Source organism: Marivirga sp., from assembly GCF_051117495.1.
Taxonomy (GTDB): Bacteria; Bacteroidota; Bacteroidia; order Cytophagales; family Cyclobacteriaceae; genus Marivirga.
The window spans coordinates 148,057-169,242 of the sequence record NZ_JBNPEF010000013.1 but is presented as its reverse complement, the minus strand read 5'-3'; the positions used below and the strand labels follow the sequence as shown (position 1 = coordinate 169,242).

The following is a 21,186-nucleotide window of genomic DNA, read 5'->3' as shown; positions in this document are numbered from 1 at the left end:
TGAAGTTCTTCTAAATTAAAAAGATTTCACGATTAGGCCGTTTACTTTAAGTACTCATCCAAAAATACCTTGATTTTTCCGTAGCCTTCAATTTCATTTTCTTTTTTACGGAATCCATGGCCTTCATCTTCAAAGAGTACATATTCTACTGGAACGCCATTATCTTTGACATTTTGTACCATTTCATCGGACTCAACTTGTAAAACCCTCGGGTCATTACTTCCCTGAAGTACCATCACGGGTTTAGTGATTTTATCGGCATGGAATAAAGGAGATATTTCATAAAGTCTTACAGAATCTTCAGTGTTGGGATTCCCTAACTCTTCGTATAAAGCTGTTTTTTGCGCCTCCCACCAGCTTGGAATCGATCTTAGCGTTCTGATCCAATTGGTTACACCAAAAATATTGACACCTACATCAAAAGCATCAGGCTGAAATGCCAAAGCGGCCATCACCATATATCCACCATAAGAACCACCAATAATGCCTACTCTTGAGGTATCGGCCCAATCTAAGGTAGCCAGGTAATCTTTTGCATATACGCAATCCATTAAATCATCTTCTCCATGTTTCTGGTCATCCAATCGGTTGAAAGTTTTACCATAACCGCTGCTACCTCTATTATTTACACCAATGATGGCGTAACCATGGTTGACTAAGTATTGGATTAATGGGGAATAATTCAAGCGAGTTTGACCACCAGGGCCACCGTGTACCCAAACTAGAACAGGAACTTGATTGTCGGCTGATGCTTGATGTGGTTTGTATAATATGGAAGGGATCTCAATACCATCAAATGAAGCATAACGAACTACCTCTCCTTCCACCAAATCCTCTTTGTTCATCTCAGGATTTAAAGACTCAGTAAGTTTATTGAGTTTCTTACTTTCAAAATCATATACATAAATATTTGTAGGTGATTTGGAGCTACCTACAGATAAACGCATTTTATTTTCGCTTCTCGATATCCCCACTCCATTAATATTTCCACCATCGATCTTGGGCATTTCAACTTCCTTATTTTCTTTTGTATTAGTGATTTCTACTGATGTTTTAGCATCTTCATTGATTCCCATTACACGGTAAGTGTCGTCCCATGAGAAATCCGAATACCAAACATCCCAATCTGTTTCAAATACTTTTTCTGATTCACCGCTTTCCAAATCGTATTTGCTTAAGTAGGTGAATTCACTGCCTTCATTGGTAGTATAATAGAGATATTTGCTGTCAGAACTGAATTCCTGCGCCCCATAACTTGCCGTTGGGTTTTCAGGTGAAATTTTGGTCTGTTTACCCGTTTCCACTTCCACTATGATTAATTCATTGATGGAGGTCGTAATAGGTTTACTGATAGCTACATATTTTTGATCATCGGATATTCCCGATGGATTACCTCCGGTATTATTTTCAAAAATTAATTCACTTTCAAAATTTTCAATATCCATTTGATAGACATCGAAAAATTGCGGATCCCTTTTATTGGAAATATATTTAAAGCTTTTTAAGTCTTTGTTCCAACCGGCAAAAGATGCTTTTTCTTTTTCTCCTGGAGTGAGATCGGTCACATTGCCATCTTCATCTAATACATAAATATGGCTGATTTCATTTCCGCCTTTATCTGCCGAAAAAAGAATGCGGTCATCATTTGGGAAATAGGAATTGGCAAACCATGATTCTTCGGTATTATTGGAAAGAGTATCCATTCCAGAGCCATCCGTATGCAAAGCATAAAGATTATAAATCCCTGTGACATTACTGGAGACTAATAATTTGGATTCATCATGGGAGAAATACCCACCTGAATAATTGATGTTGTTATAAAATTCTTCTATAGAATATTGAGTGAGTTCTTGCTCTTCTTTGGTATTTTCATTTTGGCATCCCAGAAGGCAAAAGCATAGCAAGAAAAAGCTGGCAATTGTTAATTTGTTCATAGTCAGTAGGTTTAGTGTATTACAATTTATGGCTTTTTATTGAATAATGTTAAACATTGAACGCTAAAATTAAATGGTAATATTGATTCTATTCAATAGCAAAACTTGAATACAAAAAGAAATAATTGTTTATGTACCTCGGACTTGCATACTGCAGACAGGGAAAGCAACTATAGGCTGTTTAGTTTTGCTTTCATTCCAGTGTTTAGTAAAAAGTCTTTTTGTTTTCTTCATTGAGACTCAGTTTTCAGCCTAAGGCCAAGCAGTATCATGTTTGATTTAGCATAATGACTTAACTAAAAGGTAAATATTGATCTTTAATTTGTCCAATTCCGTTCATTTTTGTCCAATAATGAACATGTTTTTTTTATTTAAAGGCCTCTATAGCGATTTAAACCCTAATTAGCCAGGTGGATTAATTTTTGGTACAGCAAAATAAAATTAGCAAAAATGCAACTATTGAATGTTGGGAAACATCCATACAATAAATCTGCTTTTCAAAATAATTAGAAATATCCTTCCAATACTTCTATTTAGGCTGTTTTAAGTAGGTAATTATGAACCATCAGACACTTTTAATATGGAAATTAAACTTTTTGGTATGTTTAAGTATTTTTTAATTATTGGCTTCATTTTATTAGGCTTTTACAGTCTTGCTCAAGAAACGGACAGTATATTCCGTAAAAAAATCACCATTCCGAGAATAAGAGAGGCTCCCAAAATTGATGGGGTGCTAGATGATATCGCCTGGCAGAATGCCCCTATAGCCAAAGACTTTGTGGAAAGAAATCCGACTAATGGACAGCCGATTCCTGATAGTCTATCAACGGAAGTAAAAATCATATATGATGATTTGGGTATTTATTTTGGAGCTTATATGAAAGATCCTGAGCCTGAAAAAATTGCTACTGAACTTACGGAAAGAGATGATATTGGAGCTGACGATTTCTTTTTTATTTTATTGAACGGCTACAATGATCGCCAGCAAAGCATGCAGTTTATTGTGACAGCTGCAGGAGTACAATATGATGCTAAAATGACCAACGGCCGAGAAGATAATTCTTGGGATGCCGTTTGGTATAGTGAGGTAAAGATTAATGATGATGGATGGGTGGTAGAAGCATTTATTCCCTATTTTATTTTAAGATTTCCTCAAAAACAAGTGCAAGAATGGGGGCTCAATATGGAAAGAGAGGTTTTTAGAACCAGGACTCGCTACAGTTGGAATCATGTAGATAATAAAAAGGGAGCATTTTCTTTATATGATGGGGAAATTCACGGAATAAAAAATATTAAAACCCCTACCAGACTATCTTTTCAGCCTTATGTTTCTGCCTATGCCAATAACTATGATGGCAAAACCAATTTTAATTTTAATGGAGGATTAGACTTGAAATATGGAATTTCAGATGCTTTTACACTTGACATGGTCTTAATACCTGATTTTGGACAGGCAAGATTTGATAATAATGTACTTAATCTATCTCCGTTTGAAGTTCAATTTGCGGAACAGCGCGCCTTTTTCAATGAGGGAACGGAATTATTTTCCAAAGGGGATTTATTCTATTCTAGAAGAATAGGAGGGGCGCCTTCTACTAGCGCCAATCCTAATCAAGGAGAAGAAGTAGTATTTGAACCTAATGCAGTAGAATTGATCAATGCAACCAAAGTTTCAGGAAGGACTGAAAATGGATTAGGGATTGGCTTTTTTAATGCGGTGACAAATGAAGCTTATGCTCAAATTAGAAATACAGAAACGGGAGAAACTAGCAATGAATTGCTTGAACCTTATACCAACTATAATGTGATGGTTTTAGACCAAAGGTTTGGAGACAATAGCTCGGTCTCCTTTGTCAATACTAATGTGACCAGGGCTGGTAATTATAGGGATGCTAACGTAACGGGTTTATATGTAAGCCATACAAATAAAGCTAATACATGGAATTATAGTGCCAGTACTGAAGGAAGTTGGAGATTTTTGGCGGAGGAGACTGTTTTTGGAACAGAAATTCAAGCATCAGCAGGCAAAATAAGTGGAGAGCATCGAGTGCAAGCTAGGTTAGATTTACGGACATTGGATTATAATATCAATGATTTAGGTTTTTCTACCAATACTAATTATGTACGATATATTGGGTATTATGGCTATAGGTATTTACAACCCAAAGGAAACCTAAACAATATGTTTCTGAATTTCAATTTATTCCATTTCAGAAGATTGGATCCAGATTTATTCAGCAATTTCACCTTTAATTTTAACTCTAGTTTCACCACTAAGGAATTCTTTAGCTATGGGGGAGGTTTGGAATTAACGCCTTTTGGAGAAAATAATATTTATGAACCAAGAGTAAATGGAAGACATGTGCAATTTCCTGGTTATACGGATCAATGGGTTTGGATGAATACAGATTTTAGAAAGAAATTGGCTTTCGAAGGATTCATTGATTGGTACAAATACTTTGAAGAGGGCAGAAGTAATATTTTCTTAAGCTTAAATCCACGCTATAGATTTTCCAATAAATTCAATTTAAGATATGGCTTATTTTACAATCCATCTTATAAAGAACAAGGCTTTGTGGATATGGATGGAGAGGATATTATTTTTGGTCAGCGAGATAGAATAACCATTGAAAATTCAGTGGGCGGGAATTACATCTTTAACAATAAGATCTCATTAAACCTGATATTCAGACATTATTATTCAGGGGCTATGTATTCCAAACTCTATAGTTTAGAGCAAAATGGGGAATTGACTGAAGAGCCAGATAGAGAAAATACCTATGACATTACTTTCAATACCTGGAATTTAGATCTGAATTTTTCTTGGTGGTTTGCACCGGGCAGTCAGGTTACCGTTCTTTATCGTAATGCTTTGGACAGCTACTTACCACAAAGTGGTCACACATTTAATGAGAATTTTGATTATTTATTCAGTCATCCACAGTTGAATAGCCTTTCAGTAAGGTTGAGTTATTTTTTGGATTATAACAGATTGCGCAATGGATGGTCAAACTGGACAAGTCAATATAGAACAAAACCCTCTAAAATGGTGGCAGGTTCATAAGTTATAGGCATTTTGGAAATTGAATTCATTCAGGAAGCCCAGAATTTACCGCAGGAAGTGGAAAAATTCCGATAGGAAGCCTCCATAGTCTCGCAGGAAAGGGCCAAAGTCCGACAGGAAACCCCAAAAATCACTCAGGAAGGGGGTGAAATGACTCAGGAAGGGTCAATAATGAGTCAGGACAGCCGATAATGAGTCAGGAAGGGTCAATAGTCATTCAGGAAACAATAATATTTGGTCAGGAAGGGTGAGGGATACTCAGGGGAGAATAATATTTGGCCTGAATCTACTCTTACTCATCAAAACCCCTTATCAAACCGTAAAGTCTCCTTACTTTTCGAACAACTCCTATAACTTTAGAAAATTAATAGACTTTACATTTTTCGCCTGATAGATGAATTCTAGATCAGTTAAGGAAAAAAGTAATCTCATTGTACATTATCAATTAAAAGGAATGAATTCATCCAATTTAATTTGTGTTAATTTAAATGAGAATTATTACTTTAAGCATGGTAGATTTTGAACTCCCCCGTTCCAGCCATGCACCGCATGTTGGTAGCAAAAGCTAGAATTTTTTTATAATTTTAATTTCTATGAGTAGAAGTTATAAATTTCATAATCCAGAAGGCTGGTATTTTGTAAGCTTTACAACCGTATTCTGGTTAAGTGTATTTACAAGAAGGTTATACAAAGACTGTATAGTCAAACATTTAAAGTTTTGTATAAGGAAAAAGGGATGGTTTTAGGTGCTTGGATAATCATGAGTAATCATGTTCATCTCATATTTCGGGCAAGAGAAAAGAATCCGCAAAGGTTACTTCAAAGTTTTAAAAGTTCCACTGCTAAGGAATTGATTGAGTTAATTAAAACCAATCCACAGGAGAGCAAGCGAGAAAGATATCTTTGGTTTATGCAGTTGGCTGCAAAAAGAAATAAAACGACCAAAAATGATATACAGTTCTGGCAACAGCATAACAAGCCAATAGAATTATGGAGTAATGATGCCATTCAAAAGAATTTAGATTACATACATAATAATCCAGTAGTTAGTGGTGAAGTAGCAGAACCACATCATTATCTTTATTCTTCTGCAATTGATTATGCTAGTGGTAAAGGCATGTTAAATCTTCATTTGATGCTATAGGGAGGTAAATAGAACCACCATGCGGAGCATGGCGGGAACGTGGCGATCCAAGAAGTATCCAAATTATTATTCAAATATTTTATATAGTAGTAGAAGTCGAAAAACAATAGGCTTAGTGTGAGTGTAGTGATTGTAGGAAGAAATCTAACCAAGTTTCCATTTTAACATTTGTCAATTGAGAAGCCAACCGACCCACTTCAATTAAACTTTAAAAAGCTGTAAAAAAGACAAAATTATGCACCATCTTTCAGTTATAACGAACGCTAAAACTGCTTTAAACATTATAGAATTCATATAATCTCTCATATTCTAGGATATTAGCAATTTTTTTATCGATATTTATTTGTTGACAGCCTACTTCATCAAACTCTGTCGACAATCAAAGAATGAAGCGAAAACAAATAATTTTAATAGTTTTCTTGACGATCAGTTTATTAGGATGTCAGGAAAAAGTTACAACCGAGCAACTGAAAACGTTCGTAGCAGTGGAAACTTATCCAAACGATGTTTTCCTCGATACATTAAGCAATAAAAGAGCACTTATAATTGTAGCACATGATGATGATGACTGTGCAATGTCAGGAACTATAGCAAAGCTGTCGGCAAATGGATGGAAAGTTCGTCAAATGAGTTTAAAAAGACACGTACTGTCTGAAACGGGTAAAAATCCTGCTGAGATTATTTGTGAAGGGAATGAACTTATATTAGCGGATGGTTATTACCGAATTGGGCTTGATACGATGAGCACTCCATATCTTCCTATTCCATATGAAAAGATAAAGGAGCAGTTTTTAACTGAAAAAACAGCTCATGCTGTCATCGAAAAAGTGAATGATTTTAAGCCTTCTGTAATATTTACGCTTGATAGCGAAAAAGGAGGCTACGGCCATCCTGAGCATATCTTCATAAGTAAATTAGTCAAGGATTTATTTAGTGAAGGGAGATTAGAGATTAATAAAATATATCAGTCCGTCTATACCGATCATATGGAGAAAGAGATTGTGGACAAATGGTTGGGAGCCAGAATGAAAAAGTGGGGTTTTCCAAATGCTAGTAAAATTGCCAATGAGATGTACGGTATTAGTGGGATGCCGGAACCCACAACTCAAATTGATATTTCTGATGTCGCAGAAACGAAAATGAAATATTTACGGGCCTACGAGGAAGATGTCCGGAAAAACCTAAGAAAGTTTCTGCCCTATTATGAAGAATTTGAGGCAAAGACTTATTTCGCAATCTTTAATAAAGAATATTTTAGAGTGATAGAAAAACCAATCCGCTGACTTTTTGAAGTCGCATAGAAAACCAAGTGCTTACTATCAGGTATTGTTCCCCAACTATACTTCCGCTACTCTTTTACTTTACTATTGACCAAAGCCTGGTAGGCCTTCCGGTTGCAGATAGATCTAAATAATTTTGTTTTCAGTTATATTATTCTTATAATTGCAGTATCAATAATTGTTATATCAAATGAAAATTGAAAACGTAGTACTTTTCCAAATTGACAAAACAAGCAAAGTCTCCAAGTTATACTCACAAAGGGAGTTTGACAGATTAGGAATGAGTATTACCGTTGAACAATGGATTTTATTAAAGATCATTGAAGAGAATGACGGTCTGACTCAAAAAGAGCTAGCTTACAAATCTCTCAGAGATCCAGCTTCGATCACAAGAACATTAGATCTGCTAAATAAAAAAGGCTTTGTAGAACGGCAGCCAGTTCAAGATAACAGGCGACAATATAGTATATGCCTTACTAAAAATGGAGAAGAATATATTCATAAATACATGCCCGTAATCAGTAGTCATCGAGCAAAAAGTATTGAAGGTATCTCTCAGGAGGATTTAAACACGCTAAACTGCCTGTTAAGAAAAATTCAAGAAAATATGCAATAAAAAAATTTACATTATAAATTGATATATCAATGATTGACATTAAAACAATAAGGCTACTAATGATCTTCTTCATCCTATCCTTGAGTTCTTGTGGTAGAGAATTATCTACTATTGATAGTCTAGAGGTTTATAAGACCCGGGAACTAGGATTTTCACAAGCAGTAATTTTTAATGAGGTCGTCTATGGCTCAGGGCAGGTGGGGTGGGACAAAGAGTACCAGCTGCCAGAAGAGCAGAGCTTTGCCAATCAATTTGACAAAACACTCCAAAACATAGCGCTCATATTGCAAGACCAGGGCTGCGATTGGCAGGACGTATTACACCTGAGGTTTTATGTGGTGAATATTGATATCAGTAAAACTAGGGATATAGGTAATTTTCTAAAAGCAACTTATCCCAAGCACTACGCACCTGCTACCACTTTGCTTGGCGTATCAGCTTTAGCCAGAGAAAATCTTCTAATAGAAATCGAATTCACCGCTAAAATCAAAAAGAAATGAAAGTAGTATTTATTTACATCGCCCTCTTGTTAATCAGTCCATTACACCAAAAGTCCGATAGGAAAGAAGTCACCAAAAACAAGATGACTGTCAAGTGGAGGATAGAAGAAGAAACCATCTTCTTCGAGATGGAAGCAACTACTGAGGGTTGGGTCGCTATCGGTTTTAACGAAAGTACTTCACTGGCAGGAACCTACTTATTGATGGGCCGTGTTGTCAAAGGAAAAGCCGAAGTTGTCGAACATTATACAGCTAATGCTGGCAGTTATAAACCCATTACTCAATATGGAATAACTAGTCAAACGCATCTCATATCTGGAACAGAATCAGATGGCATAACCCGATTGAAATTTGCAATACCGCTGGCAGCAGCAAGTACCTATCATAAGGAGCTTTTGCCTGATTCAGAATGGCCGTTGCTGATGGCTTACAGTTTAGATGATGATTTTCAGCATCATTCTATTATGCGGACTTCCCTTACCATTAAACTCTAAAGTCATGTGCTCTACTCAACATATCCGGCCTCCCTAAAAGCTGTATTTATCAGCACAAATTGACAAAAATTAATTAAATCATAAAATAGATAACAAGATGAAAGAAATAATCATAATGAGCATTTTTGCTCTTTTCACAGCAATAGGCTGTAACGCTCAATCTTCTGAAGAGAATTCAATAGAACAAACGATTATAGGATTCTCCAAAGCAGGAGATCGAAATGACAGCGATGAACTAGCCGATTACTTAGATGACAATTACCGTATCGTAATGAACCGTATGTTTGGAAGTTCGGAAGTATCGATTATGCCAAAGGACGTTTACCTCGAAAAAATCAAAAGCAAAGAGTATGGCGGTGATAATAGAAAGGTGAGTATCGAAGCTATCATGCTAAATGGCAACACGGCAAGTGCCAAGGTTTCATTTATTGGAACAAAAATGACCTTTGTATCTATACTGACTCTGATAAAGGGGGAAGATCATCACTGGAGAATTGTGAGTGATGTACCGGTACTAAAACCGTAAGCTTGGATAAGATCGAATAAAGTCAGTAAGTAGCTGATTAACCGATTTAAATGTGTTTGTGATTTGGGAGTTAAGTAGCGGCTTGAAAGTGGGTATTTTCAGGTCGCTATTTTTTTTACTGTTCGTTACCTGCTAGCAAGGTACGGCAAAGAGACATCGTTTACAAAATTAGAAGAGTAATAAAGCGCTATAATTCCTTTATTGATGCAACTTATTGTCTTTTAGCAAATCTTAACATTATTCAATTTCAATTGCCATCCTTAACTAAACTGACATGACTATTATCCATATTGAATTGAAAAATACAAAGAGTAGTCGGTATTTGCTAATGCTCATTTCTGGCATTTTTGGATTTCTTATTTTCCATTCAGAAGTCTATATATGAGACCCACAGCAGACCTTAAAGAATCTGACGGAAAGTGAATCAACAGCGAGGATTCGCTTATTACTAGAACTTTCTATCATAATTTCACAAGCACTTACAGCAATATGGTTTTATAAACTTTTTAGAAAAATTTATCAAACCGCTGCTTTAGCTACTATGGTTTGGGGCACAGTAATTTCATTGGTGATTATGTTAAGTGCCTCCGTTCCCGCCATGCTCCGCATGGTGGTAGCAAAAGCTAGAATATTTTATAATTTTAATTCTTATGAGTAGAAATTATGCAATTGGCATAGCTAAGCCGTAAATTTCATAATCCGAAAGGCTGGTATTTTATAAGTTTTCTATCCGCATTTCAAAGAAATGTCAAGTCAAAAGAAAAACCTTAACTTACGCAGAATAATTTAAGTAGTATAATTAATTCAGATATGAACCCAAATTCATTCCTTATATTTTTATTAGTAGCGTTATTAAGCGCTTGTGATGTATGTCGAGATCCTCAGTCTTTAGGATCATATCAACTAACTGAAGATGAAATTTCCTTAATCCCCTATACAGATTATAATGATTTGAGGTATGAAAATGAGGAGGGTAATATTGTAGTGGGGAGCACGCAACCCAAAATCATAGAAGATTTAAGTAATACTGAAGAAAGCTGTACATCTGTTGAATATCAGAAAGTTAGTAGTTTTTTATCTTTTCGATCAGTTGATATTGCAGTTCAAATGAAAGTTGAGAAATATGAGAAGGCCAATTTTATATTAACACATTATTTTCCTGATCATCAAGAGTCTATCGGAATGGGTTCTGGTTCGGACGGTATTGAAACTACTTCTGATTTCTCCTATTTAGGTTTTGATTTTAAGGATGTTATTGTATTCGAAACTTCGAATGAAGCATCTGAAATGAAGCTAATAGTTTATTCTGTCAAAAATGGAGTTGAATTAATAGCCTATAGAAATGGAGATTACTTAAAGCTGGTTCTTTAACAAGCTTTTTATAAGATCAAGGCAATTCCTAATCTCCCAGAACTCCTGCCATGCTCCGCATGGTAGTTGATAAGCTACTTTTATTAAAAGCATGGGAATAGGATTTATGGCTTTAGACCCTGGTAATAGCTCTTAAGCTATGCCGACAAAAGTGTAGAGATAAGCTAAAAGGGATTTAAAAAACTTTCTTTCAAGAAATGTCCAGAGAAAATTTCTAAAATGACCCTTTCCTGTTAATTTTTACCTTAATTTTGTTGCTATACTAATAATTAATAATGCAAGAAGCCGAAAAATATAGCCGATATTCCTTTTTATTGGATAAAACAGCACGGAGGGTCAAGCAATATGCTAAGCAAAGATTTAGAGAACTGGGCTGGACCATTACTATTGACCAATGGGCTGTTTTAAAGCAACTTTATGATAAGGGCGAATTGAACCAAAGGGAATTGGCTAGTAATACTTTTAAGGATCATCCTACCATGACCCGTATTATTGATTTATTGAAAGCCAAGGAATTGATAGAGCGAAAACCACATCCCGGAGATAGAAGGAGCTTTAAGATAGCCTTGACTGACAGCGGAAAAATAATGGTTGAAGAGTGCTTGCCTGAAGTGCAAGATATCAGAATGAAAGCTTGGGAAAACCTTTCTCCTGATGATTTTCAGGAATTCAAAAGAATTTTGGAAAGTATTTATCAGAATTTATCTTAAAGATTGATTTTATCAATGCCCACATAATATAGATCAAAGCCACCTAAACCATTTGGCCTATTGGAAGAAAATATCATTAGATCATTCATAAATTCATATCCCATTGGATGAACGATAGGACGATACTCATCATGTTTTGAATTAATTTCTGGTCCTAGATTTTTTGGTTCGCTCCATTCTCCATTAATTTTTTCAGAATAATAAAGGTCAAAACCCCCAAAACCTCCAGCTCTGTCGGAAGAAAATACCATGAAATCTTTCATGATAAACGGACATTTATCATTAGCGGAAGAATTAAGCAAGTTTATAGAGCGGACTCTTTTGTCTGTTTGGTCATGGAGCTTATTTATCAGATCCAAGAAATTATCAAGCTCAACATTGAAGATATCAAATTGCCCATTTCTATTACTGCACCAATAAATTTGACTGCTGTCTTTATTGAAAGTAGGATAATAATCATCAAATTCAGAATTTAAAAAGGAGATGGGACTGATTGAATCATAGTTCATGCTATCTGAATTGTGTGTGAATTTGATATCAAAATTACCTGATTCATCATTGGCAAATATTATCATGTTTTTTTTGCTATTGGAAAAGATTTGGGTCATGTAGGGCCCCAATTCGTTATACGAGGAGTTTATTTTTCTTAAAGCATTTTTAATTTCGGTGGATTGTATTAAGAAATCTGAATTTGAATTTTTTATTTCTCCTACAGTTATTTCACCAGTTGACTTAGAGAAATAAATTTGGATGGGTATGTATAAGAAGTCAAATTCGCCACCTCCAGATCTTCTATTGCTAGAAAAACATAATGGGAAGGATTCACCGAATCCAGGAGCTGTAGAATTGTAATCATCATATTCAGAATTGACTTCTTCAAAATTTATTGGAGTAGTGCTAATAATAGCATCTTTATATTTATAAGTTGAATTCTTATCACAAGAGCATAATATCAATAAAAGGAAGAGTGCAGCTAAGTTTATTTTCATTTTGGTCGTTTTATTAAAGATTTTAATTATATGGATATTGTCAACTCTTTAAAATCAACATCTGTATAACAGACTCATGTAAGCTACTTTGGGTTGGAAAATCATTTAGGAAATCGGTTCGATTAATCGAATTCAGATTACTGTAAGATTATTTTTATTATAGTTCGTTATAAGCAAGCACTTAGTAGTAAATGTTTTTATTAACAAACACTTAAATTACTATTAATTTTGCCATTATTTATAATTCTACAGATTGTAAAAACCCTATCGTTGATTACATAAAGTAATTAAACTTAGGACATTTTACATCATCATGAATATCCCGCAAACGAACTCTATAATTAAGCATAAATTCATGTGTTCCATGAGAGGCGGTTCTTATAGCCGAAGTGGTCCAATCATAAGAATAGCTAAAATGAAAGGATTCGCTCAACTTGAAATCAATATAAGAAACCACTGCATCAATATTTCTGTATGACACTCCCACATTGAGTAAATCATAAAAAATGAAACTGGTGTTGATATCAAAATTCAGTGGTGCCCCTTCTTGACCTCTGATCAATACGGAGGGCTGTATATGGACTGTTTTTTCAAGATTTAGCGGGAGCATTAAACCTCCGTTCAAGTAATAATACCTTGCAGACCTGATTTCGTTTAAAGTATTTTCAAGGTTTACGTCTCCAAACCCATTATTCAATAAAAAGGGTACTGAAAATCCTGCAAATAATGTTTTATTGTAGAAGTAAACACCCGTCCCAAAATTTGGTCTGAGATTACCCGTCACACTTGCAAAGGAGTTATCCCCAATATCATCTAAGTTTAGATTCCCGAAATCTGCTGAAAGAATATTAAGGCCGGCTGAAACCCCCATAGCTAGTTTACCCTTAGGTGTTTTTATGATGAATGCATAACTACCATAAATATTCTGGTTAGAGTAACTTCCTATTCTATCATCATTGATTAGGAGTCCCAGCCCCATTTTTTCATTCATCAGGGATGTATGGGCACTAAAAAACAATGTTTTAGGAGCACCCTCAAAGTTCACCCACTGATTCCTGTACATAGCGGATGCACTTAATTGAACATGGCTACCAGCATAAGCCGGGTTAAGCACTAGTCCGTTAAATATATATTGGGAGTAAATAGGATATTGTTGCGCCTTCAAAGTCCCGGTTAATAATAATAAGGTAATTATTATCAATAAGGACTTATATTTAAGATATCTGTTGAACATTAATTTTAATTTACTATTTCTAAATAACCATTTTGAGGCTTAGAACCATCATTCTTTTCAATCACATAAAAATAGGTGCCATCTGGTAAATTATCCCCTAATATATTAATACCTCTATTAGAAACACCATCGAATCTGGTATTATTATTATCATAGCCTCTTGCTTCATATACTAAAGTCCCTGCTCTGTTGTAAATTTTTACATTGTTGTTAGGGTACTGAGATATACAATCAATTTTGAAAAAACTATTGGCTCCATCCCCATTTCTTGAAATACCGTTAAATGCGGTAATCTCGGACTTAATACTTACCTCTTCTTCCACGGCACATCCATTTGCTGTCTGTACTCTAACTATGTAATCCCCAGCTGGAACACCTGTTAAATTAGGCCCTGTATTGATAAAGGAACCAAAACTATTGAACCATTCAATTTTGCTAATATCCACTGCATTTGTTATAAAGACAGAGGCGGAACCGTTATCATCACTGCAGGTAGCGTCTTCAGATTCGGTTTTTATTTCAGGGAAAACCAAATCCTCAACTATTTCAGCTGTTACGGGCTCTGAAGTACAACCATTTCTTATATCAGTTGCCACTACCGTATATTGGCCAGCTGACAATTCAGTAATTCTATCCGCAGTTGTGAAGGCAGTCCCATTGGCATTATTTCCTCTAAACCAGCTGAAACGATAATTACCAGTATTTCCACCTACATTCACACTTAATTCTCCATTGTCAACCACGCAATGCGTATCATTACTGACAACCTCTATGCTAGGTTGACCAACTGTAGGAATTTCCGAACTTATAGTGATGCTTTCCTCATTTGTACATTGTGTCAGATTATTTGTAACACGTACAGTATAGGTGATATCTCTCATTTGTGAGAATTCTGGCCCGGTATGAACCAAACTGCCATTTGATGAATTTCCTTCAAACCATTCAAAAGTGTACCCGACAAATCCGCCATCAACGCTTGCTCTTGCCGCACCATTTGCCAAAGTTAAATCACAAACTGTAATAGGGGCTACTTGCTCAACAGTTAGTGGTGGCGTTATTTGGTCATTGGTGATGATGACTGTAGCGGAACTTGTACAGAATGTGTCTGTATTATCAGTAGCCGTAACAGTATATTCTCCCTCAGGAAGTGAATTTACTTCTTTTGTGGTACCTACTGTATTGCCATTAGCGTCTGTCCAAGTATAAGCATAATCACCAGGTGTACTTACTGTGGCGAAAACTGATCCATTTGGTGCATCACAATTGGTGACAGGCGATGCAGAAGCTGATATATTCACATCATTCTCTTCTGTGACCAATTCATAAGTTTCAACATAAACACAATTTGAGATACTATCTGTAATCTTTACTGTATAAAAACCTTCTACAAGATTTAAATATTCAGATCCAGAATGCGCTACGGCACCTGTGGTATCTGCTTCATTATACCAATCATAAGAGAAGCTAGAATTTGGAGCGGTTGCAGTTACCCTTAAAAATCCAAATGCATCACTCGGGTTTTGTAAAACACATCTTTCCGGATTTCTAAAATCCAATGAAATGTTAGGTTCCACTATCTCATTTTCAATTGAGAACTCAATTGTAGAAGTTTCACAATCTGAATTATTATTGATAGCTTTTACAAAATAGGAGCCTTCTGGAAGTGCACTTATAGTGTTGCTGTTGTTTGGTGTTGATGCATTAGGTAAAATGTTCATATCAGCATCATACCATTCAAAAGTATAGTCATTAATATCGGCTACAACCCCATTTTCATAAACATTGTTGATAGTTGCTTCACTATCATTGATATCGCATCTTGTGATAGGAGAGGTTTCCAATTCACTAGAAGGAATAGATACAACTACTGGGTTATCATTAATACTGAAAGTTTTGGTAGAAGAACATTGTGTTGAGTTGTTGAATACTTCAACTGTATAGCTACCACCAATTAGGCCAACGGCTTGTTCTCCATTAACTCCTCCTGTACTCCCTATATTTGTGCCTAAAGGAACATTGGTATTTGTTCCTTCATACCAATTAATTGTATAAGATAATGGAGATGTTTCGTTATCAAGACTGATTTCAATAGAACCATTAGCGACTGATACATCACAATTTGTATTTGGCTCAAAGGAATTACCTGTAATAACAGGATCTGTTGCCTCCAAATCTATAATTGCATCTAACAGATATACTGAACAACCAGAAAAATTAGATAATGCTTCAATAATATATGTACCTTCACTTAGTCCACTAAATACTGGGGGGTCTGTTCCAGCTAAAGTATCAATGGCTATATATTCTCCATTATTTTCTCTGAACAAAAATAATTGATATTGCGATAAATTTGTCGAACCAGAAGGAGTCAATTCTACTTCTATGCTTCCATCGTTTGGGATACAAGTTGTTGCATTTTGATAACTTATGGAATCTAATTGATGTGCATCCACAAAAGGTAAGTTGAATACTTTTTGATTAGAACAACCATTATCTAAATCTGTTGCTACAACTGTATAAAGTCCGGTAAATAAATTGTTAGCAGTCGAAGTTGTAACGCCATCATCAGTTTGGAAAGGGGAGTTGCTAGTAGAAGAGCCTGCATACCATTCAATTAGGAAACCGGATACATTGTTGGGTGAATTTACTTCAACTTCTAAGACACCATCATCTTCATTACATGCAGTAGGTAAACTTAAAATACTTTCTTCCTGTTCGATGGTCACAGTTGCCTGATCAATTACCTCAACAGTTACGGCATCTGCTAAACAATTACGGGTATTATGAAAAGCTTGAACGGTATAAAATCCAGGTTCAAGATTTTCTAATACATTTCCTGATTCACTGAAATCAGTGCTGGTCTTAACCTGCGTGCCTTCGTACCATGAAAAAGTATAGTCGCTTACATCATCTAAATCAACACTGGCTTCCACTCGGCCATCAAATGGCGAACAGGTTGTCACGGGATCTGCAGTGGCACTTAATACGGGCTGTATTATATTGTTTATAACCGTTACACGGTCAGTAACAAAACAGCCAGTGTTATTATTGATCACTTTTGCAGTGTAATCCCCTGCAGCTAAATCACTCAATGAAAGGCCTGTGCCTATCACTGCTGATGAAGTATTGGCTCCTGCATACCATTCTATAGTGTGATCAGCAGTATTCCCTACTATTGAAACTGTAACAGTTCCATTGGGAAGGCTACTATCACATGAATTGTTTTCGGTACTGGTTATATCATCTATTTCAGGGTTTACGGTTTGGTCCACCTCAACTGTAGTCAATTCAGACTCACATTTTGTACTGTTATCAGTCACTTTAACTGTATAACTTCCTTGAGGTAAATTATTGACAGTGCTTCCTGTATAATCAGGCGTTGGTTTTTCACTGGTGCCAATGTACCATTCAAAAGTATATCCCGAAGTAGAACCATTTATATTAGCACTTACACTTCCTGAATTGGTGTCGGAACAGACAATATCCGTTGCAGAGGTAGTTACTGCAGGAGTAACAGTTTCATCAGGTACTTCCATTGAAGCAATGGTTTGGCATCCAGTTGCTTTATCCGTAACTAATACGGTATAGGCCGCTGATTCTAGGCTATTGGCGACATGGCTATTGCTTATTTGCAAACCACCACCCACTGTGTTTCCTTCGTACCATTCATATTCGAAATTCCCAACAGGATCACCACCGTTTACCGATACTGTTAACTTTCCATTAGGGTTTTTACAATTATCATTGCCTCTATCTACTGTAATTTCGGCATCTATTGTCCTGGTGCTATCAGTTATCACTACTTGTACGGTATCAGAACTACAGCCCGCTAATTTATCACTGGCAAAAACAGTGTAAGTACCTGCACTTAGTCCTGTATAAACAGAGCCGGTATAATCTGGTGTACTATCAACAGTAGTGCCGTCAAACCAAAAGAAATCGTAATCAGAGGTCACTTCTGTACCTCCAACCAATCTAAATACTCTGGCAGACCCGTTAGGAGGGACACTTCCAGCCGCACAAGTGATGTTGTTGGTGGTTTCCGTTGAAAGAGCAAAAGGAATAGGATTTACTTCAGCCGAGACAATATTATTATCATAATCACATTCCAAGAAATTCGAATTTGGGAAACTTATAGGGGTTGGTGTAGTAGATCCATTGTCATTCAATGCTGCATAAAGTGTAAATTGACCACCAGTTCCATTTACGACTAAATCAACGGCAGAGCCGGTTTGCCCGACACCAAAATTACTTAAGGGAATCAATACTGTATTCAATTTATTGGTTCCAGCCACCATTGGGTCTCCATCGTAAAAAGTGACCGGAACATCACCAGATAAAGGGACATCCCCAATATTTTCAAAATCAAAACTTATTGTGAAATCCTCTTCCGGACAATTAGGAGGGGTTACAGAAAAGGAAGATTCAATAATGGTTAAATCAGGTGATGCATAAGTGGGGCAACCATCAGAACTTAAAAATGGTGATTGGTTAAGGAAACTGTTCAGGGGGCGACTTGGGCCAGTTGTACAAACGCCTGTTGAAAAGACAGCTTGGTGCTTTTGTTGATTTTGTGGTACAGTCAAATCATCATTAATATTCACATTGAAATAGCCATGCTGATTCCACAATCTTCTTGCTGGTACCCAAGGCTCTCCAGCAGATTTATAAATTCTTACTTCTGCAGGAGTTGATAAAGATAAATTTCTTCCAGGTGTTGCTGAACTGTAACCTTCACTAGCACATGTAACACAAATCTCGGTAGATCCATCCGCATCCACATCGGCTACTATGGGATATTCCACTGAAGTTCTTGAACGGCAGTGAATTTGAGTATTTACACTACCGTCATTTCCGTTGATGATGTATAAATAATCTTCATCCCTATAAACTACTTCTGATTTTTCGTCACCGTTAAAATCAAATAAAGTACAGCCCGTGATCCCGGAAGTTTCTTCATTCACTTCTGATGGTGCGGGATCACCAAATTCATCTACCCACAACGGATCCCAGTTTTCATCTAAGGCATAAAGAAATCTTCCCGAGACAAAAGCGGCATTCAATTGACCATCACCATCCAAGTCTGCAATGTTAACTCTTCCCATTCCGCGCTTCCACCCAAATTGATAATCACCGGTACCAATGGGGTCGTTGAAAATTTTCACATCATCATTGGCTACATCCCAAAGGAATACACTGGTTACGTTTCCGCCAGTAGCACCTGTGACAATTACATCTAAATTGCCATCAAGGTTATAATCCGCTACAGAAGTAGTGGCGCTTTGTGCTGATTGATAACCTCCATTTTTTGTTTGATAGCTAGTGGGCATGGTCTCTAACAAGGTCAAAGTACCGGCATCTGCTGTTCTTGCATTTAGCTCTACTGCATAAATTTTATTTCCCAAGACGTACTCTAAATCTTCATCTCCTGTGATATCTACCGCTACACCACCGCTTGGTAAATTATTCCAGTTTGTTCCCGAGTTTTCAACCAATCGGACACCAGTGAGCGGGTCTCTGATTTCATCTTTATAATACATTTCAGGTTGGCCATCGCGGTCAAAATCTGCAAAACTTAGAAAAACAGGGTCATTATATAACCTTTCAGATGTCCATAAGAGATTTAATTCACAATCAAAGGCACTTATTGTAAAATTATCGCTCCTATTTTCATTAATTATAAACACTTCCCCGCAATTGTCATCCTCAATATTAATCATGGCCGCAGATCTAAAAGATGGATTGTTGGTATTGGCTTGGTGTTTTATGGTGGCGTCATCACCATTGAGAAGAAAAATTCTGTCATCATATCTGTTGGTGGATAATATTTCAGGAATTCCGTCTCTATCTAAATCTCCTATGGCGATTCTGCTCAAATTAAGAGAAGCATCATTGTTGGATTGATAGCCTAGGGTAAGTGAAAATTGAGGGAATGCATTAGGCTCCGCTTCACAGGATGCATCATTTCCAAGGTAAAAACCATCACAGGCGCTATTGTCTGTACAATCGCCATCGAAACAGTCAATGAATCCATCACCATCATTATCAACGCCATCATCACATATTTCCTGTGCTTTAGCATAAACCATGGAAAAACAAGCAAAAACGATTAGTAGTAGTAATTTTTTCATATCAGTCGGAATTTACGAATCAATACACTTTTTTGGTTTTAATTGAAATGCATATTAATAAAAAGTAAGTGTTAAGAATATTTAATTTTCTTAAAAAATGTAATATGTAACAAAATGTCATTTTTTGAGCAAATAAAACAATTGTATTTATTTTCGATAAAATATAAAAAATATTCTTTCGATGGCTTAATTATTCAAATGAACTCATTTTCATTCAAAATAAATACCTTTTTGAAATAAACCTATTTAAAAGAAAAATAGAGTTGCTCAATTAAGAAAACACTTAATTTTTATAATATATTTTTTTCTCTTTTTTACCCTTATTAATTATATCAAACACATAAGCGACTGAAATCTGTATGGCTTGGTTTCTTGCTGTTAAATCATCTCTGTAGGCTGAAACATTGGTGAACCGACCTTTTTCCCTTGCCATATAACTATGTCCCCATTCATACCTAAAATCAATCATCAGTAATTGACCGGGTAATGGCTCCAAAACCAAACCAGTAGCCACTATTAATCCCACTTGTACCCTATTGAATTCATTATAATAAAGCCCACCAAACTCAGGATTAGCCGGCACAGCATCAAAAATTATTTTGTATTCGAGTTCGTCAATGCTTTCCTCTTCCAGCTCTACTGATTTCAATAGGCCTTTGCCACCCAACCAAAAATTTACATTGGGGCCAGCCCCTACATGCCATTGAAACGGTCTGTCTGCAATGGATCCATTAAAATCTAATTTATAAACTATAGGGGTGTTTAAATAATGATATTTAGCATCATTTTGGAGGGATGGGTCAGTGATTCCATTTACTTTTTTTCCATTTTGGGCATACATTATATCAAGCTGTAACATAAATCTCTTTTGTACTTTGATAGCTCCAGTTAGCCCTGCACTAAATCCGAAAAAAAGAGATTTATCATAATCTTCGGCAGCAAAATCATCATATTCTAACCAAGAGGTTCGAGCACCGGCTTTTGCTCCAATAAAAACTTGAGCCTTTATATCCGAGATATTAAATAAATACAAAACTGCTATTAAAACAGATATGTTTATACCTTTAGTGGTTGATAAATATTTCTTTTTAATTATACTGACTTTATTCATACACCGGAACTATTCCAACCTTAAAACTAAGTAAATGTACAGACTATCCTCTAAAAAATGCTCAAAAATATTTTTATATTTG

The 21,186-nt window shown here is 36.0% G+C and carries 14 protein-coding genes and 1 pseudogene; 10 read left to right on the top strand and 5 right to left on the bottom strand.

The features are described from left to right. Window positions 1–41: 41 nt before the first annotated feature. A complete protein-coding gene (locus tag ACFE0M_RS07490) occupies window positions 42–1,934 on the bottom strand; it encodes an alpha/beta fold hydrolase (protein WP_434545131.1) in 1,893 nt (630 codons plus the stop codon). Between the two features lie 601 nt (window positions 1,935–2,535). Here ACFE0M_RS07490 and ACFE0M_RS07485 point away from each other — a divergent pair. From ACFE0M_RS07485 to ACFE0M_RS07440, 10 genes and pseudogenes are all read left to right on the top strand, one after another. Continuing rightward, the gene (locus ACFE0M_RS07485) at window positions 2,536–4,998 is read left to right on the top strand and encodes a DUF5916 domain-containing protein (protein ID WP_434545130.1); all 2,463 of its coding nucleotides are present in this window, start codon (window positions 2,536–2,538) and stop codon (window positions 4,996–4,998) included. A gap of 718 nt (window positions 4,999–5,716) precedes the next feature. Further along, window positions 5,717–6,142, top strand: coding sequence for a transposase (locus ACFE0M_RS07480; protein WP_434545129.1), 426 nt, complete (start codon window positions 5,717–5,719; stop codon window positions 6,140–6,142). Window positions 6,143–6,528: 386 nt separating this feature from the next. Next, window positions 6,529–7,425, top strand: a complete 897-nt coding sequence (locus tag ACFE0M_RS07475; RefSeq protein WP_434545128.1) for a PIG-L deacetylase family protein — start codon at window positions 6,529–6,531, stop codon at window positions 7,423–7,425. Window positions 7,426–7,612: 187 nt separating this feature from the next. Continuing rightward, window positions 7,613–8,038, top strand: coding sequence for a MarR family winged helix-turn-helix transcriptional regulator (locus tag ACFE0M_RS07470; RefSeq protein WP_434545127.1), 426 nt, complete (start codon window positions 7,613–7,615; stop codon window positions 8,036–8,038). 59 nt (window positions 8,039–8,097) lie between these two features. Further along, a complete protein-coding gene (locus ACFE0M_RS07465; protein ID WP_434545126.1) occupies window positions 8,098–8,538 on the top strand; it encodes a RidA family protein in 441 nt (146 codons plus the stop codon). Window positions 8,539–8,621: 83 nt separating this feature from the next. After that, a complete protein-coding gene (locus ACFE0M_RS07460) occupies window positions 8,622–9,032 on the top strand; it encodes a DOMON domain-containing protein (protein ID WP_434545125.1) in 411 nt (136 codons plus the stop codon). 97 nt (window positions 9,033–9,129) lie between these two features. Continuing rightward, on the top strand, window positions 9,130–9,558 hold the full coding sequence (locus ACFE0M_RS07455) for a nuclear transport factor 2 family protein (RefSeq protein ID WP_434545124.1): 429 nt from the start codon (window positions 9,130–9,132) through the stop codon (window positions 9,556–9,558). 397 nt (window positions 9,559–9,955) lie between these two features. Further along, window positions 9,956–10,216: pseudogene (locus tag ACFE0M_RS07450) on the top strand (DUF4386 family protein); the annotation flags it as partial. Between the two features lie 152 nt (window positions 10,217–10,368). Further along, window positions 10,369–10,929, top strand: coding sequence for a hypothetical protein (locus ACFE0M_RS07445; RefSeq protein ID WP_434545123.1), 561 nt, complete (start codon window positions 10,369–10,371; stop codon window positions 10,927–10,929). Window positions 10,930–11,204: 275 nt separating this feature from the next. Continuing rightward, a complete protein-coding gene (locus ACFE0M_RS07440) occupies window positions 11,205–11,639 on the top strand; it encodes a MarR family winged helix-turn-helix transcriptional regulator (RefSeq protein ID WP_434545122.1) in 435 nt (144 codons plus the stop codon). On the opposite strand, the gene ACFE0M_RS07435 is transcribed toward ACFE0M_RS07440, so the two are convergent. From ACFE0M_RS07435 to ACFE0M_RS07420, 4 genes are all read right to left on the bottom strand, one after another. Then, window positions 11,636–12,628, bottom strand: a complete 993-nt coding sequence (locus ACFE0M_RS07435) for a TolB family protein (protein WP_434545121.1) — start codon at window positions 12,626–12,628, stop codon at window positions 11,636–11,638. The two genes, ACFE0M_RS07440 and ACFE0M_RS07435, sit on opposite strands and share 4 nt — an antisense overlap. Window positions 12,629–12,902: 274 nt before the next feature. Next, the gene (locus tag ACFE0M_RS07430) at window positions 12,903–13,862 is read right to left on the bottom strand and encodes a PorP/SprF family type IX secretion system membrane protein (protein ID WP_434545120.1); all 960 of its coding nucleotides are present in this window, start codon (window positions 13,860–13,862) and stop codon (window positions 12,903–12,905) included. Window positions 13,863–13,867: 5 nt separating this feature from the next. Then, on the bottom strand, window positions 13,868–19,993 hold the full coding sequence (locus tag ACFE0M_RS07425) for a gliding motility-associated C-terminal domain-containing protein (protein WP_434545119.1): 6,126 nt from the start codon (window positions 19,991–19,993) through the stop codon (window positions 13,868–13,870). A gap of 283 nt (window positions 19,994–20,276) precedes the next feature. Next, entirely contained in the window at window positions 20,277–21,104 is an 828-nt protein-coding gene (locus ACFE0M_RS07420) for an outer membrane beta-barrel protein (protein ID WP_434545118.1), read from the bottom strand. Window positions 21,105–21,186: the final 82 nt, after the last annotated feature.

Bases quoted from the DNA above. Each gene is read 5' to 3' on its own strand.
- ACFE0M_RS07490 (WP_434545131.1), bottom strand. From the start codon at position 1,934: ATGAACAAATTAACAATTGCCAGCTTTTTCTTGCTATGCTTTTGCCTT.
- ACFE0M_RS07485 (WP_434545130.1), top strand. From the start codon at position 2,536: ATGTTTAAGTATTTTTTAATTATTGGCTTCATTTTATTAGGCTTTTAC.
- ACFE0M_RS07475 (WP_434545128.1), top strand. From the start codon at position 6,529: ATGAAGCGAAAACAAATAATTTTAATAGTTTTCTTGACGATCAGTTTA.
- ACFE0M_RS07470 (WP_434545127.1), top strand. From the start codon at position 7,613: ATGAAAATTGAAAACGTAGTACTTTTCCAAATTGACAAAACAAGCAAA.
- ACFE0M_RS07465 (WP_434545126.1), top strand. From the start codon at position 8,098: ATGATCTTCTTCATCCTATCCTTGAGTTCTTGTGGTAGAGAATTATCT.
- ACFE0M_RS07460 (WP_434545125.1), top strand. From the start codon at position 8,622: ATGACTGTCAAGTGGAGGATAGAAGAAGAAACCATCTTCTTCGAGATG.
- ACFE0M_RS07455 (WP_434545124.1), top strand. From the start codon at position 9,130: ATGAAAGAAATAATCATAATGAGCATTTTTGCTCTTTTCACAGCAATA.
- ACFE0M_RS07445 (WP_434545123.1), top strand. From the start codon at position 10,369: ATGAACCCAAATTCATTCCTTATATTTTTATTAGTAGCGTTATTAAGC.
- ACFE0M_RS07440 (WP_434545122.1), top strand. From the start codon at position 11,205: ATGCAAGAAGCCGAAAAATATAGCCGATATTCCTTTTTATTGGATAAA.
- ACFE0M_RS07435 (WP_434545121.1), bottom strand. From the start codon at position 12,628: ATGAAAATAAACTTAGCTGCACTCTTCCTTTTATTGATATTATGCTCT.
- ACFE0M_RS07430 (WP_434545120.1), bottom strand. From the start codon at position 13,862: ATGTTCAACAGATATCTTAAATATAAGTCCTTATTGATAATAATTACC.
- ACFE0M_RS07425 (WP_434545119.1), bottom strand. From the start codon at position 19,993: ATGAAAAAATTACTACTACTAATCGTTTTTGCTTGTTTTTCCATGGTT.
- ACFE0M_RS07420 (WP_434545118.1), bottom strand. From the start codon at position 21,104: ATGAATAAAGTCAGTATAATTAAAAAGAAATATTTATCAACCACTAAA.